At 61.8% G+C, this 16,061-nt stretch carries 12 protein-coding genes; 7 read left to right on the forward strand and 5 right to left on the reverse strand.

The window, feature by feature from the left end; genetic code table 11:
- Positions 1-28 precede the first annotated feature (28 nt).
- Positions 29-694 carry a peptidase C39 family protein gene (locus BT204_RS07095; RefSeq protein WP_072446285.1) on the reverse strand — a complete coding sequence of 222 codons (666 nt, stop codon included), beginning with the start codon at positions 692-694 and terminating at the stop codon, positions 29-31.
- A gap of 212 nt (positions 695-906) precedes the next feature.
- Between BT204_RS07095 and BT204_RS27840 the strand changes: the two genes are divergently transcribed.
- Positions 907-1,068: a hypothetical protein gene (locus BT204_RS27840; RefSeq protein ID WP_164919344.1), complete on the forward strand. Its 162-nt coding sequence runs from the start codon at positions 907-909 to the stop codon at positions 1,066-1,068.
- On the opposite strand, the gene BT204_RS07100 is transcribed toward BT204_RS27840, so the two are convergent.
- Positions 1,065-1,475 carry a PA0061/PA0062 family lipoprotein gene (locus BT204_RS07100; RefSeq protein WP_034127951.1) on the reverse strand — a complete coding sequence of 137 codons (411 nt, stop codon included), beginning with the start codon at positions 1,473-1,475 and terminating at the stop codon, positions 1,065-1,067. The two genes, BT204_RS27840 and BT204_RS07100, sit on opposite strands and share 4 nt — an antisense overlap.
- Positions 1,476-1,681: 206 nt before the next feature.
- Between BT204_RS07100 and BT204_RS07105 the strand changes: the two genes are divergently transcribed.
- From BT204_RS07105 to BT204_RS07115, 3 genes are read left to right on the forward strand one after another with little or no spacing between them, the layout of a single operon-like run.
- Positions 1,682-4,903: an efflux RND transporter permease subunit gene (locus BT204_RS07105; RefSeq protein WP_072446103.1), complete on the forward strand. Its 3,222-nt coding sequence runs from the start codon at positions 1,682-1,684 to the stop codon at positions 4,901-4,903.
- A complete protein-coding gene (locus BT204_RS07110; protein ID WP_072446106.1) occupies positions 4,893-6,062 on the forward strand; it encodes an efflux RND transporter periplasmic adaptor subunit in 1,170 nt (389 codons plus the stop codon). Before BT204_RS07105 ends, BT204_RS07110 begins: the two co-directional genes overlap by 11 nt.
- Positions 6,046-7,461, forward strand: coding sequence for an efflux transporter outer membrane subunit (locus BT204_RS07115; protein WP_072446110.1), 1,416 nt, complete (start codon positions 6,046-6,048; stop codon positions 7,459-7,461). The genes BT204_RS07110 and BT204_RS07115 overlap by 17 nt, the downstream gene beginning before the upstream one ends.
- 123 nt (positions 7,462-7,584) lie before the next feature.
- On the opposite strand, the gene BT204_RS07120 is transcribed toward BT204_RS07115, so the two are convergent.
- Positions 7,585-8,868, reverse strand: a complete 1,284-nt coding sequence (locus tag BT204_RS07120) for a Zn-dependent hydrolase (RefSeq protein WP_072446112.1) — start codon at positions 8,866-8,868, stop codon at positions 7,585-7,587.
- A gap of 146 nt (positions 8,869-9,014) precedes the next feature.
- Complete coding sequence (locus BT204_RS07125) at positions 9,015-10,502, reverse strand: NCS1 family nucleobase:cation symporter-1 (RefSeq protein WP_072446115.1); 1,488 nt, start codon at positions 10,500-10,502, stop codon at positions 9,015-9,017.
- 594 nt (positions 10,503-11,096) lie between these two features.
- Between BT204_RS07125 and hydA the strand changes: the two genes are divergently transcribed.
- The 3 genes from hydA to preA all read left to right on the forward strand — a co-directional run bounded on the left by hydA (position 11,097) and on the right by preA (position 15,283).
- Complete coding sequence (gene hydA, locus BT204_RS07130) at positions 11,097-12,536, forward strand: dihydropyrimidinase (RefSeq protein WP_072446118.1); 1,440 nt, start codon at positions 11,097-11,099, stop codon at positions 12,534-12,536.
- 105 nt (positions 12,537-12,641) lie between these two features.
- A complete protein-coding gene (locus BT204_RS07135) occupies positions 12,642-14,009 on the forward strand; it encodes an NAD(P)-dependent oxidoreductase (RefSeq protein ID WP_072446287.1) in 1,368 nt (455 codons plus the stop codon).
- The gene (gene preA / locus BT204_RS07140) at positions 14,009-15,283 is read left to right on the forward strand and encodes an NAD-dependent dihydropyrimidine dehydrogenase subunit PreA (protein ID WP_034127958.1); all 1,275 of its coding nucleotides are present in this window, start codon (positions 14,009-14,011) and stop codon (positions 15,281-15,283) included. The genes BT204_RS07135 and preA overlap by 1 nt, the downstream gene beginning before the upstream one ends.
- A 124-nt stretch (positions 15,284-15,407) precedes the next feature.
- Here preA and BT204_RS07150 read toward each other — a convergent pair whose 3' ends face one another.
- Entirely contained in the window at positions 15,408-16,028 is a 621-nt protein-coding gene (locus BT204_RS07150) for a TetR/AcrR family transcriptional regulator (protein WP_003192282.1), read from the reverse strand.
- Between the last annotated feature and the right edge of the window lie 33 nt (positions 16,029-16,061).

Consider the following 16,061-nt stretch of genomic DNA (forward strand, 5'->3'; position numbering starts at 1 on the left):
GCTTGCCCGCTCCCACATTATTTGAGCTTCACTTCTTCTCTGCCAACACCTTGAGCGCTTGGGCCGCCGCTTGCTCCTGCCCCGCCTGCGCCGTGGCATTGGCCGCTTCGCGCCAGCGCTGCACGTCCACATTGGCCGGCAACTGGCTCGGGCGCTGGGTCAGAATGGCCCAATGGCCCGCGCTCGCCCACGCCGACTCGAAGTCGCTGAAGCGCATGATCAGCCGGCGCTCGTTGCCAGAGCGCAACAGCACCGTACTCTTCTGTTGGTTGAACCCCACCACCACGACATAGCGCGCCCCGGACCAATAACTGGCGTTGATCCGCGCCATCACTGGGTAACCCGCCGCCACCTGCGCCAGCACGGCGGTCAGCTTGGCCTCCAGTGGATACACCATCAGCCCGTATTCACGTGCCAGCACTTGCATGTTGCGCTCAAGGTCCGCCTCGGCGCCGGGCAGGTGCAGCGGTTTATCAAGCAAACCCGGTGTCATGACAATGCCTTGTTGCGACAGCATGCTGGCAAGTGCCGTAGGGCCGCTCTGATAAGCCTCGCTGCGAAAGGTCGGCACGCCAGTGAGTTCAACGCGCTCCGGCAAGCCTGGCAATTTCGATGGTGTGCTGCTGGCACAGGACGCCAGCCCAAGGGCAGCGGCGAGCAGCAAGGAGGTTTTAAGGTTCGACCGTAAGCGCAATTTTTTCACTCTCTTGATCAACTGCCGGTAAAGGCCTCCGATCATAGGGCGCCCCGCCCCGCCGGTATAGCCCACTGGCTCAGTAAAGCGGCGCTGATAGAGCAAAGAAGTTGGACCGACTCGACCATTGGTCAATAGCAGGCAACCGCCAGCTGACTAGACTGTCCATTGAGAAGACTGTGTGTGCCCCAAGTGGGCGAAAGGAGGCCCGAATGAGCCTTGCGACAACGATTTTCCTGTTGATCTGTGGTTGGCTGGCCGTAGCCGCCGCCATGCTGTGGGGGGTCATGCGCGTGACGCGCCGGCATCATCACCCCCACGTCAAACCTGCTGCACCCGCCGAACCGCACAAGGCGACGGCGCATCACGCCTAGCCAGGCATGCAATTGAAGTCCTGGGTCGCGGCAATTTCCTTGCCGTGGCCGTCCTCAAGAGACGCGCGCACCGTGGTGCCCAGGCTCGACTCCACCAGGGTGTAGTGCTCACCTGCCTTGAAATGCTTGTACTCGATGCGGCCCTGGCAGTCCTGCTGGTTGTCATCACCCGGCTCGTCTTCAAATAAAGTCACGTCCAGGCGATGGTCACCCGGGGTCACCTCAAAATAGCGCCCATCGTCCACCCGCTTGCCATCGACACGCTCGGCCATCAGGTCATTCGGCGCTTCTTCCTGCAAGCCGATCCAGGCTTCGCTGGGGTCCGCCTTGGGGATCGGGCCGGCGCAGGCCGACAGTAAACAGACAAAGCCAAGGACGGGAACTAACAACAGTGGTTTGAGTGACATGACAGGGCTCCAAAGGGCATGAATGAAAAGCTCGTATCCGATGGCTGACAAGCTTGATGAGCCGCCCTTCCTGGAACAAATGAATCCCTATGAAAGTATCTTCAGCCCTTGACTAAAACTTCCTTCACCTGGCTGAAAGGTGCGTGTTAGGTGGGTCGGTCAAGACTGCCGGGGTTTGCAATCCTGCTCTTCTCGGAGACTCACGCATGCTCGGGCTGGTAAAGACCGCACTGCACAAGCCGTACACCTTCATCGTGCTGGCTATATTCATCTGCATCATCGGGCCGATGGCGGCCCTGCGTACGCCCACGGATGTTTTTCCCGATATCGGCATTCCCGTGGTCGCCGTGGTGTGGCAGTACAACGGCCTGTCTCCGGACGCCATGGCCGGCCGGGTGATCTACACCTACGAACGCTCCCTGAGCACCACCGTCAACGACATCGAGCATATCGAGTCGCAATCGTTGCCCGGCATGGGCATCGTCAAGATCTTCTTCCAGCCTGGCGTCGATATCCGTACCGCCAATGCCCAGGTCACGGCGGTGTCACAAACCGTGCTCAAGCAAATGCCACCGGGCATCACCCCGCCGCTGATCCTCAACTACAGCGCCTCCACGGTGCCGATCCTGCAAATGGCGTTCTCCAGCCCCAGCCTTTCGGAAGCCAAAATTCGCGACCTGGTGCAGAACAATATCCGCCTGCCCTTGAGCGCCCTGCCCGGCCTGGCCATGCCCACCCCAATGGGTGGCAAGCAACGGCAGATCACCCTCGACCTCGACCCTCAAGCCCTGGCCGCCAAAGGCTTGTCGGCCCAAGACGTGGGCAACGCCCTGGCGCTGCAGAACCAGATCATCCCGGTGGGCACCGCCAAGCTCGGCCCCAACGAATACACGATCCTGCTCAACAACAGCCCCAAGGCGATTGATGAGCTCAACGACTTGCCGATCAAGACCGTCGACGGTGCGCTGATCACCATCGGCCAAGTGGCCCATGTGCGCGACGGTTCACCACCGCAAACCAATATCGTGCGGGTCGACGGCCATCGCGCCGTGCTGATGCCGGCGCTGAAAAACGGCAGCATCTCCACGCTGTCGATCATCGACGGTATCCGGCAGATGCTGCCGCGCATCAACGAAACCTTGCCACCGTCGCTGAAAACCTCGCTGCTGGGCGATGCCTCGGTGTTCGTCAAGCAGTCGGTGAGCAGCGTGGCCCAGGAAGGCATCATTGCCGCACTGCTCACCAGTGCGATGATCCTGCTGTTTCTCGGCAGTTGGCGCTCGACCTTGATCATCGCCGCGTCGATTCCCCTGGCAGTGCTGTCGGCCATCGCGCTGTTGGCCGCCAGTGGGCAAACCCTCAACGTGATGACATTGGGCGGGCTGGCGTTGGCGGTGGGCATCCTGGTGGACGACGCCACGGTGACCATCGAAAACATCAACTGGCACCTGGAGCAAGGCAAGGCGGTGAAGGCCGCGATTCTCGACGGCGCCGCGCAAATCGTCGGCCCGGCTTTCGTCTCGCTGTTGTGCATCTGCATCGTGTTCGTGCCGATGTTTTTGCTGCAAGGCATCGCCGGTTACCTGTTCCGGCCAATGGCGCTGGCGGTGATCTTTGCCATGGCCAGTTCGTTCATTCTCTCGCGTACCCTGGTGCCGACGCTGACGATGTATTTGCTCAAACCACATAGGCCGGAGGCAGGCGCGGGGCATCATCCGGAAGATGCATTCATCAATCACCACGAGGGTGAACAGCACTTGAGGCCGCGCAATGCGTTGCTGCAATCGGTGCTGAATTTTCAACAGGGATTCGAACGGCACTTTTCCAATATCCGCGACACCTACCATGGCCTGCTGACGCTGGCGCTGGGCGCACGCAAGCGCTTCATTGTCGGGTTCCTGGCCTGCGTACTCGCGTCGTTCCTGCTGTTGCCGAGCCTGGGCCAGGACTTTTTCCCGGCCACCGATGCGGGTGCCTTGGCCCTGCATGTGCGCTTGCCACTGGGCACGCGCATCGAAGAAAGCGCCGCGGCGTTCGATCGCATCGAAGCACGGATTCGCGAGGTTATCCCGGCCGAAGAACTGGACACCATCGTCGACAATATTGGCATTCCGCTCAGCGGCATCGACATGGCCTACAGCAGCAGCGGCACCATCGGCCCGCAGGACGGTGACATCCAGGTCAGCTTGAAAACGCACCACGCGCCCACCGCCGACTATGTGAAAAAACTGCGTGAAGCCCTGCCGCAAAGTTTCCCCGGCAGCCACTTTGCGTTCCTCCCCGCCGACATCAGCAGCCAGATCCTCAACTTCGGCGCTCCCGCCCCTCTGGACGTCAAAATCTCCGGGCGCAATGACGCGGAAAACCGCGCCTATGCCGTCGAGCTTGAACGGCGCTTGCAACATGTACCGGGGATTGCCGACCTGCGGATCCAGCAGTCCACCGGCTACCCCTCGCTGCAAGTAAACGTGGACCGTATGCGCGCCAATGGCCTGGGCATCACCGAACGTGACGTCACCAACAGCATGGTTGCCTCCCTCGCCGGCAGCTCGCAAACCGCGCCGACCTTCTGGCTCAACCCGGCCAACGGCGTGTCTTATTCCATCGTCGCGGCCACCCCGCAGTACCGCCTCGACAGCCTGCCGTCCCTGGAGGCGTTGCCGGTGACCGGTGCCGATGGGCAGGCGCAAATTCTCGGCGGCGTGGCAACCATCTCCCGGGTACAGAGCCCTGCCGTGGTGACCCACTACAACATCGAGCCTACCTTGGACCTGTACGCCAACGTGCAAGGCCGCGACCTCGGCGGTGTGGCCCGCGATGTGCAAAAGGTGCTGGATGACACTGCGTCCATGCGCCCCAAAGGCGCGACCATCAGCCTGCACGGGCAGATCGATGCGCTGCATGAGGCGTTCAGTGGTTTGAGCTTCGGACTGCTCGGCGCGGTGGTGCTGATCTACTTGCTGATCGTGGTCAACTTCCAATCATGGGCCGACCCTTTTGTGATCATCACGGCGTTGCCGGCAGCATTGGCGGGCATCGTGTGGATGCTGTTTCTCAGTGGCACCTCGTTGTCGGTGCCAGCACTCACCGGCGCCATCTTGTGCATGGGCGTGGCCACCGCCAACTCGATCCTGGTGGTGAGCTTCTGCCGTGAGCGCCTGGCCGAACATGGCGATGCGTTGGAAGCCGCGCTAGAAGCCGGCTATACGCGCTTTCGCCCGGTGTGCATGACTGCCCTGGCAATGATCATCGGCATGTTGCCCCTGGCCATTTCCGAGGAGCAGAACGCCCCGCTCGGCCGGGCGGTCATCGGTGGCCTGGTCTTCGCCACCATCGCCACTTTGTTGTTTGTTCCCGTGGTCTTCAGCCTGGTCCACGGTCGTCATCCTACTCGCGCAACTGCTGGAGAAACGCCCCATGTCGCCTGATCAAAAACCCTCGCGCAAGCGTCTGATGCTCCTGGGTGTCGGTGGCCTGACGTTGGCTGCCCTGTTAGTCGCCAGCGGCCTGCACGCGCGTACGCTGCACGAGCAGTCGGTCACCGCCTGGACCGAAGCCGCCGCCGTCCCCCAGGTAATGGTGTTCCAACCCAAGCCAAACGCCGGCGGTGAAACCCTGCGCCTGCCCGCCCACCTGGAGGCATGGAGCAAAGCGGCGATCAATGCGCGGGTCAGCGGCTACTTGAAGGACTGGAAAGTCGACATCGGTGCCCAGGTCAAGGCCGGGCAAATCCTCGCCGAAATCGACAGCCCAGACCTCGACCAACAACTGGCCCAAGCCCATGCCCGCCTGATCCAGCAACAAGCCAATGCACGCCTGGCAGCCACCACGGCGACCCGCTGGCAAAACCTGCTGGCCAGCCATTCGGTATCGCGCCAGGACGCCGATGAGAAAACCTCCAACGCCGCAGCCGCCAAGGCCAACACCGAAGCCGCGGCAGCGGACTACGCACGGCTGTGCGCCCTGGAAAGCTACAAGACCCTTCGAGCGCCATTCGCTGGCACCATCACTGCCCGCAACACGGACATCGGCCAGTTGATCAAGGCCGATAACGCCAGCGATCCGGAACTGTTCAACATTGCCGACACCCACCAATTGCGCTTGTACGTGCCGGTGCCGCAGAACTATGCAGCGGTCATTCATACGGGCCTTGAGGCCGAACTGACCGTCCCCGAGCACCCCGGCGAGCACTTCAAGGCACGCCTGATCGGTGACTCCACTGCCATCGACCGCCGCTCTGGCACCCTGCTCGCCCAGTTCGTTGCCGACAACCCCAACGGCGAACTGCTGCCAGGCGATTACGCCGAAGTCACCCTGCCGATTCCGGCCGATACCCATGGCGTGAGCATCCCGGCCAGCGCCTTGATCTTCCGCGCCCAGGGCACCCAGGTTGCGGTACTGGACGGTCGCAACCATGTGCACCTGCAAGACATTCATATTGGCCTGGACCTCGGCGAGCGCCTGGTGATCGACCAAGGCCTGAAGCCCGCTGACCGCATCATCGACAACCCGCCCGACGCCCTGCGCGAAGGCGACCCGGTGCAACTGGCCGACGCCTCGGGAGGTGCGCATGCGCCCAAGGCTTAATCCGCTGGCGGCACTGATGGTACTGGCGTTGCAGGGTTGCTCGATGGCGCCCACCTATACGGTGCCGTCGATTGACCTGCCCGCCCACTACCGCGAACAAACCAGCGATGGCCCCTGGCACAGCGCGCAACCGTCGGATCAACTGGCGCCCCAGTGGTGGCAGCTTTACAACGATTCGCGCCTGAACGCGCTGCAACAGCAACTGCTCAAGGCCAACCCGGACCTGGCCGCGGCGCTGGCGCATTTCGATGCGTCCCAGGCCTACGCCAGTCAACTGCACGCGGGCCTTTTCCCGCAAATCACCGCCAGCGCGCAACCGCTGCGCCAACGTCAATCGGATTCACGACCGCTACGCGGCACTGCACAGCCGTCGGTGTACAACAGCAATACCGTTGGGTTCTCCCTGGGTTACGACCTCGACCTGTGGGGCAGAATCCGCAACCAGGTCGCTGCGGGCGATGCCCAGGCGCAAGCGTCCTTTGATGATCTGGCGGTGGTGCGCCTGAGCCTGCAACAACAGTTGGCGAGCCTGTATGTGCAGCTCAATGGGCTGGATGCACAGGGCCGAATCCTCAACACGTCGTTGCAGGACTTCAGCCAAGCGTTGCAACTGACACGCAGCCGTTATGAAGGCCAGATTGCGTCGGAACTGGACCTGACCCGCGCGCAAAACCAACTGGCCGAAGCCAAGGCGCAGCTGGACGAAGTGCGTGGCCAGCGCAACCTCGCCGAGCACGCCATCGGCGAATTGGTGGGCGTGACGGCCAGTGATTTTTCATTGCCGCCCAGCCCGCAGTTAATGGCGTTGCCAAGCATTCCGGCGCAGTTGCCCAGCCACTTGCTGCAGCGTCGTCCAGACATTGCCGCAGCTGAACGTCGTGTGTTTGCGGCCAACGCAACGATCGGCGTGGCCAAGGCGGCGTGGTTCCCGGATTTCAGTTTGACCGGTGTGCTGGGCGGGCAGACCCAAGGCGTTGGCAACCTGCTGTCCGCCGGCAACCGGTATTGGGCACTGGGGCCGCTGATGAACCTGCCGATCTTCGATGGCGGACGCTTGAGCGCCGACGAGCGCCAGGCCAAGGCCGAATTCGAGGAAGCCTCGGCACAGTACCGTAGCCACGTACTGAAAGCCGTGCGTGAGGTGGAAGATAACCTCGCGCAACTGCGGGATTTGCAGCAGCAAGCCGAGGACGAGCAAGCGGCCGCAGAGGCGGCGCAACATACCCAGGCCTTGGCGATGAACAGCTATCAGGCCGGGGCGGTGAGTTACCTGGACGTGGTCACCGCCCAAACCGCCGCGTTGCAGGCACAGAGAACGTTGCAGGCGGTGCAGACCCGGCAGTTGCAGGCGAGCGTGGGACTTTTGACCGCACTCGGCGGCGGCTGGCAGCCGGGTTAATACCCACTGATCGTTCCCACGCTCTGCGTGGGAATGCACCCTGTGACGCTCCGCGTCACGATTTCAAGGGCGGACGCAGAGCGTCCTGAGCGGCGTTCCCACGCGGAGCGTGGGAACGATCATTCAGGCGGCTAACTTGCCGCTGGCAATGGCCGCTGAAGCGGCCACCATCGCGCGCAACAACACCGCACACCCTGCCGCCAGGTCATCCGGCGCGGCATTTTCGATTTCGTTGTGGCTGATGCCGCCTTCACACGGTACAAAGATCATCCCCGCCGGGCCCAGCTCAGCGACGAAAATCGCGTCGTGCCCTGCCCCGCTGACGATGTCCATGTTCGACAAGCCCAAGCCATTGGCGGCATCGCGCACCGCCTCCACGCAGCCTTTGTCGAAGTACAGCGGCGGGAAGTCCGCCGTGGGCTGCATGTCGAAACTCAAGCCATGTTTGGCGCAGGTGTCCTCGATCACCTGACGCACCTGGGCAATCATCGAGTCCAGCCGTGCCGGTTCCAAGTGACGAAAATCCAGGGTCATGCGCACCTCACCGGGAATCACGTTGCGCGATCCCGGATACGCTTGCAGGCACCCCACCGTGCCGCATGCATGCGGCTGGTGCGCCAACGCCGCCGCGTTCACGGCGGCCACCACCGCTGCCGCGCCTACCAGGGCATCCTTGCGCAAGTGCATGGGTGTAGGGCCGGCATGGGCTTCAACACCGCGCAGCTTCAGGTCAAACCACTTTTGCCCGAGGGCGCCGAGCACCACGCCGATGGTTTTGTGTTCATCCTCCAGAATCGGCCCTTGTTCGATATGGGCCTCGAAATACGCGCCGACCTTATGCCCGCTGACCGGCCGTGTTCCGGCATAACCAATCGCGTTCAACGCATCCCCCACGCTGACGCCGTCCGTATCGACCTTGGCCAGGGTATCGGCGAGGCTGAACTTCTCGGCAAACACCCCTGAGCCCATCATGCACGGCGGGAAACGCGAGCCTTCTTCGTTGGTCCATACCACCACTTCCAGCGGCGCCTCGGTTTCCACATTCAGGTCGTTAAGGGTGCGCAGCACTTCCACACCGGCCAGCACGCCGAAGCAACCGTCGAACTTGCCGCCGGTGGGCTGGGTGTCGATATGGCTGCCGGTCATCACCGGTGGCAGGTCGGGATTGCGGCCGGGACGGCGCGCAAAGATATTGCCGATGCCGTCGATGGTCACGGTGCAACCCGCCGCTTCACACCACTGCACGAAGAGATCGCGAGCCTTGCGGTCGAGGTCGGTAAGGGCCAGGCGACACACTCCGCCTTTGGGGGTGGCGCCGAGTTTGGCCAGGTCCATCAGCGACTGCCACAGACGGTCGCGGTTGATGTGCTGATGGGTCGATTGCAGAACGTCGAGGGCAGCGTTCATGGGGGTCTCCTCAGGCTACAGGTTCTTATGAATTAACGCGGTCAACTGTGGGAGCTGGCTTGCCTGCGATAGCGGTGTGTCAGGCGACACGGCTTTAACTGATAGTCCGCTATCGCAGGCAAGCCAGCTCCCACCTCGACCGTGGTTTACAACGGCGCCTTGGCGGTGATCGGGCTCGCCCCGCGCTTGGCGTTCAAGCCGTAATACAACACCCCGCCCAACGCCGAGCCGGTGAACCAGCCGTAGCTGTAGAACCAGCTGAACGCATCGCTGCCCAGCGACAGCAGCGTCAGCACCACCGGTACGCCAAAGGCGATAAAGCCGCTCCAGTTCCAGGCCGGGTACACGTCGTCGCGGTACAGGCCGGCCAGGTCCAACTGTTGTCTGCGGGTGATGAAATAGTCCACCACCATGATCCCGGCAATCGGCCCCAGCAGGCTTGAATAGCCCAGTAGCCAATTGGAATACACGGTTTCCAGGCTGACGTCCGAGACAATCAGCCCGAGTTTTTTCAGCAGTTCATGGGCCATCAACGCCAGCCCTACCAGGCCGGTGAGAATCACCGCCGTGGTGCGGTTGATCAGCTTGGGCGCGATGTTCTGGAAGTCGTTGGTGGGCGAGACGATGTTCGCCGCAGTGTTGGTGGACAAGGTGGCGACGATGATCAGCGCCATGGCGATGGCCACCCACACCGGGCTCTGGATATGACCAATCAGGCTCACCGGATCGGAGACGCTCACCCCCACCAGTTTCACCGAGGCGGCGGTCATGACCACGCCGAGGGCGGCGAACAGGAACATGGTCAGCGGCAAGCCGAAGATCTGCCCCAGAATCTGGTCTTTCTGGCTGTTGGCGTAGCGGCTGAAGTCGGGAATGTTCAGTGACAAGGTGGCCCAGAAGCCCACCATCGCCGTAAGCCCCGCCATGAAGTAACCGGTGAGGCTGGCGCCTTCGGGGCGCTTGGGTGGAATAGCCATCAGCTCGCTGAGGGACACGTTCGGCATCGCCCATACCAGCAACCCAACCCCCACAGCGACCAACAACGGCGCCGACAAGGTTTCCAGGCGCTTGATCGACTCGGCGCCACGCAGCACCACCCACAGGTTCAAGCACCAGAACAGCATGAAACCGATCACCTCCCCGGTCCCGCCGAGGGCTTTCCAGCCGTCGAAAATCGAGCCCAGGAACAGGTGGATCGCCAGACCGCCAAACATCGTCTGGATACCAAACCAGCCGCAGGCCACCAGCGCGCGGATCAGGCACGGTACGTTGGAACCGAGGATGCCAAAGGACGAACGCAACAGCACCGGAAACGGAATGCCGTACTTGGTGCCGGGAAACGCGTTGAGGGTCAGCGGGATCAACACCACGATATTGGCCAGCAGGATCGCCATCAGCGCCTCCCCCACCGACAGCCCGAAATACGCCGTGAGCACTCCACCCAGCGTGTAGGTGGGCACGCAGATCGACATGCCGACCCACAGCGCAGTGATGTGCCATTTGTTCCAGGTGCGCTCGTGCACTTTGGTAGGTGCCATATCGTGGTTGTAGCGAGGGCTGTCGAGGACGTCGGGGCCGGCGTCGAGTTCGTACAGGCCGTTGCGCTCGATGACTTGCGATCTGTTCTGTTGCATGGCCGCTCCACGGTTTTTTTAAAATTATTGTTGCTCACCTGCACGCTAGGTTCAGGTGGCCGGAGTACCGCATCAACAACATGACATCCAGGGTTCCGGCCAACTGCCCGTGCACTCAATAACCGTGCCGACAACCGCCTCTGAACCCGCACCGCTTGTATAACTTGCTGATGTTTATCAGCTTTCCAATTGAGCCTGCGCTACTTGCCGCACGCGTCAGGCTAAACAATACGCAAGTTGCCAGAACCTGCAGGTCTCAAACTGGTGCATCACAATTATTTTTATTTCTCGACGCCGTCAAGCGGCATATCTCAAGCGCCTGATTTGCAATAAGAAATATTGAACAGATCAAGAACCTGTCAAGTGCGTCAAAACAGGATGGGCGTGCTTCATTTTGGTGAAAATAGTATTTTTACCTTATAAATCAATTAGATAAAAAACATTAAAGGCTTGATAAAAATCTTCTTGCTCATTCGAAAAACTCGGGCTAGTTTCTATTCCTGTCACCGATGACAGGAATTAACCGACCCTCGGTACGCAGCATTACAACACTTAGAACTGGCACAAGCCGGTCAAGCCTGTGAGGAACTCGACATGTCGCTGTTGATCCGTGGCGCCACCGTTATTACCCATGATGAAAGTTACCGCGCCGATGTGTTATGCGCAGAGGGTCTAATTCGCGCCATTGGCACGAATCTGGATATTCCCGCAGGCTGCGAAATACTCGATGGCAGCGGCCAATACTTGATGCCAGGCGGCATTGACCCCCATACCCATATGCAACTGCCCTTCATGGGCACCGTGGCCAGTGAAGACTTTTTCAGTGGCACGGCGGCAGGCTTGGCCGGTGGTACCACGTCGATCATCGACTTCGTGATTCCCAACCCACAGCAATCGCTGATGGAAGCTTTCCACCAGTGGCGCGGCTGGGCCGAAAAGTCTGCCGCCGACTACGGGTTTCATGTAGCGATCACTTGGTGGAGCGAGCAGGTACGCGAGGAAATGGCCGAGCTGGTCAGCCATCACGGCATCAACAGCTTCAAGCATTTCATGGCCTACAAGAACGCGATCATGGCTGCCGATGACACCTTGGTCGCCAGTTTCGAACGCTGCCTGGAACTCGGCGCGGTGCCCACGGTGCATGCCGAAAATGGCGAGCTGGTGTACCACCTGCAACGCAAGCTGATGGCTCAGGGCATCACCGGGCCGGAAGCCCATCCGCTGTCGCGCCCGTCCCAGGTGGAAGGCGAAGCGGCCAGCCGTGCCATCCGGATTGCAGAGACCATCGGCACGCCGCTGTACCTGGTGCATGTGTCGACGAAGGAAGCCCTGGATGAAATCACTTATGCCCGTGGCAAGGGCCAGGCGGTGTACGGTGAAGTGCTCGCCGGCCACCTGTTGCTCGATGACAGCGTGTACCAACACCCCGACTGGCAGACCGCCGCCGGCTATGTGATGAGCCCGCCATTCCGCCCACGCGGGCACCAAGAGGCGCTGTGGCACGGCCTGCAAGCGGGCAACCTGCACACCACCGCCACCGACCACTGCTGTTTCTGCGCCGAGCAAAAAGCCGCCGGGCGTGACGACTTCAGCAAGATCCCCAACGGTACCGCCGGCATTGAAGACCGCATGGCGCTGCTGTGGCACGAAGGCGTCAATACCGGGCGTTTGTCGATGCAGGAATTTGTCGCCCTGACCTCCACCAACACCGCGAAGATCTTCAACCTCTACCCACGCAAAGGCGCGATACGCGTAGGCGCCGATGCCGACCTGGTGCTATGGGACCCCGAGGGCACGCGGACCATTTCCGCCAAGACCCACCATCAGCAGGTGGACTTCAACATCTTCGAAGGCAAGACCGTGCGCGGCGTGCCCAGCCACACCATCAGCCAGGGCAAGCTGGTGTGGGCCGATGGTGACCTGCGCGCGCAGCGAGGGGCCGGGCGGTATGTGCAGCGGCCGGCGTATCCCTCGGTGTTCGAGCAGTTGAGCAAGCGGGCAGCGCTTTGCAAGCCAGTGGCCGTGAAGCGCTGAGTCCAAAAAAAGCGGACGCGGAGCGTCCACTGAGGCTTTCCCACGCAGAGCGTGGGAACGATCGCCCATCAGAGGCAGCACCTCAATAACCGTGAGGCCAACACCGTGATCCAGACCCTGACCCATCTCCCCCACCCCCGCGAAGACGGGGCCACCCTCGCCAGCCAGTTCACCGACCTGGCACCGCCCCTCAACGCCCGCCAGGCCCAACTGGAAGCCTCGCGCTGCCTGTACTGCTACGACGCGCCTTGTGTGAATGCGTGCCCCAGCGAGATCGACATCCCTTCATTCATCCGCAATATCCACACCGAGAACGTGCAAGGGGCCGCGCAGAAAATCCTCTCGGCCAACATCCTCGGTGGCAGTTGCGCACGGGTGTGCCCGACGGAAATCCTCTGCCAGCAAGCCTGCGTACGCAATAACGCCGAAGAATGCGCCCCCGTGCTGATCGGCCTGTTGCAACGCTATGCCATCGACAACGCGCACTTCAGCGAACACCCGTTCCAACGCGCCGCGCCCACTGGCAAGCGCATCGCCGTGGTCGGTGCCGGGCCTGCCGGTTTGGCCTGCGCTCACCGCGCCGCCTTGCACGGTCATGACGTGGTGATTTTCGAAGCGCGGGAAAAAGCCGGCGGCCTGAATGAATACGGAATCGCCAAATACAAACTGGTGGACGACTTCGCCCAGAAGGAACTGGATTTCCTCCTGCAGATTGGCGGCATCGAGGTTCGCCACGGCCAGCGCCTGGGCGACAACCTGACCTTGAGCGAACTGCACCAGCAATTCGATTCGGTGTTCCTCGGCCTGGGTCTCGCTGCCAGCAAACAGCTGGGCCTGCCCTTTGAGGATGCCCCCGGCCTGCTCGCCGCCACCGACTATATCCGCGAACTGCGCCAGGCCGATGACCTCAGCCAACTGCCCCTGGCCGACCGCTGCATCGTGCTCGGCGCCGGCAACACCGCCATCGACATGGCCGTGCAGATGGCCCGCCTCGGTGCCCGCGATGTCAACCTGGTATACCGCCGTGGCCTGGTCGACATGGGCGCAACCCACCACGAACAGGACATCGCCAAGGCCAATCAAGTACGGCTGTTGACCTGGGCCCAACCCGACGAGGTCCTGCTCGATGACCAAGGCCGCGTACGCGGCATGCGCTTTGCCCGCACCCGCCTGGAAAACGGTCACCTGCTGCCTACCGGGGAAACCTTCGAACTGGCCGCCGACGCGATCTTCAAGGCGATCGGGCAAGGCTTCGACAACGACGCCCTGCACGATCCGCTGGCCCAGCAACTGCATCGCGTCGGCGAGCGCATCTTCGTCGATGAGCAACTGCGCACCAGCATCCCAGGGGTGTATGCCGGCGGTGATTGCGTCAGCCTCGGCCAGGACCTCACCGTTCAGGCGGTACAACATGGCAAGCGGGCCGCCGAAGCCATGCATGCCCAACTCATGCTGACTGTGGAGGCTGCGTAATGGCCGATCTCTCGATTGTATTCGCCGGTATCAAAGCGCCCAATCCGTTCTGGCTGGCCTCCGCGCCGCCCACCGACAAAGCCTACAACGTGGTGCGCGCCTTCGAGGCCGGCTGGGGTGGCGTCGTGTGGAAAACCCTGGGGGAAGACCCGGCGGCGGTGAACGTGTCGTCGCGTTACTCCGCGCACTATGGCGCCAACCGCGAAGTGCTGGGCATCAACAATATCGAACTGATCACCGACCGTTCCCTGGAGATCAACCTGCGGGAAATCACCCAGGTGAAAAAGGACTGGCCGGACCGCGCACTGATCGTCTCGCTCATGGTGCCTTGTGTCGAAGCGTCCTGGAAAAACATCCTGCCCTTGGTGGAGGCGACCGGCTGCGACGGCATCGAGCTGAACTTCGGCTGCCCTCACGGCATGCCCGAACGGGGCATGGGCGCTGCCGTCGGCCAGGTGCCGGAGTACGTGGAGCAAGTGACGCGCTGGTGCAAGACGTATTGTTCGCTGCCGGTGATCGTCAAGCTCACGCCGAACATCACCGACATCCGCGTGGCGGCGCGGGCGGCCTATCGCGGCGGCGCCGATGCGGTGTCGCTGATCAACACCATCAACTCCATCACCAGCGTGGACCTGGAGCGCATGGTCGCGCTGCCGGTGGTCGGTACCCAGAGCACCCATGGCGGTTACTGCGGCTCGGCGGTCAAGCCGATTGCGTTGAACATGGTCGCCGAAATCGCCCGTGACCCACAGACCAACGGCCTGCCGATCTGCGGCATCGGCGGTATCGGCACCTGGCGCGACGCCGCGGAATTCGTCGCCCTGGGCTGCGGCGCGGTGCAGGTGTGCACGGCGGCGATGCTGCATGGGTTTCGCATCGTTGAAGAAATGAAGGATGGCTTGTCGCGCTGGATGGACAGCCAAGGCCATGCCAACCTGCAGGCGTTTTCCGGGCGGGCGGTGGGCAACACCACGGATTGGAAGTACCTGGACATCAACTATCAGGTCATCGCCAAGATAGACCAAGAGGCGTGCATTGGCTGTGGTCGTTGCCATATTGCCTGCGAGGACACCTCGCACCAGGCCATTGCCAGCTTGAAGCAGGCCGATGGCACGCATCTGTATGAGGTGATCGACGATGAGTGCGTGGGCTGCAACCTGTGCCAGATCACCTGCCCGGTGGCCGACTGCATCGAGATGGTGCCGATCGATACCGGCAAGCCGTTTTTGAACTGGACGCAGGACCCGCGCAATCCTTACCGGGAAGCGGTGTAACCCTAGCCCCTCGTTCCCACGCTCCGCGTGGGAACGCATCCTGTGACGCTCCGCGTCACGCTGGCAAGAGCGGACGCGGAGCGTCCAGGGTGGCATTCCCACGCGGAGCGTGGGAACGATCAGCTCAAGGCTCCAAACCAATCCCGCGCAAAATCACACTGGTCACTGTCTGAATGGCCTTCTCGAACTGCCTGTCCGACAACGGCTGGTGATCATTCAGAATCTTCACCTGGTGGTCGAAGTCGGCATAGTGCTGGGTCGAGGCCCAGATCATGTACAGCAAGCTCGAGGGCTCCACCGGCAGGATGCGTTTGTCTTGCACCCATTGGCGAATCTTCGCTTCCTTCATCTTGGCCCAGTCGTACAGGCTTTCATCCAGGGCCTCGCCGAGTGTGGGCGCGCCGTGGATGATTTCATTGGCCCAGACCTTGGAGCCATACGGGCGCGTGCGCGATCGCTGCATCTTGGCGCGGATGTAGCTGCTGAGCACCACCCGAGGGTCGTCGAAGGTTTCAAAGCTCAGGGCGTCCTGCTTCCACAACTCCAGCAGGTCGAACAGCACCGCGCTGTACAGCTCGCTTTTGGTGGTGAAGTAGTAATGCAGGTTGGAGCGCGGCAGTTGCGCTTCTTCGGCGATGTCTGCCATGGCGGTGCTGCCATAGCCTTTGTTGGCGAAGACCTTCTCCGCCGCCAGCAGGATTTTCTCGACGTTGACCCGACGAATTCCGATCTTGTGATTGCCCATAAGGGCTCCCTGACAACAACACGGCCTAAAGAC

It is taken from the genome of Pseudomonas sp. NFPP02 (assembly GCF_900119355.1).
Taxonomy (GTDB): Bacteria; Pseudomonadota; Gammaproteobacteria; order Pseudomonadales; family Pseudomonadaceae; genus Aquipseudomonas; species Aquipseudomonas paracarnis.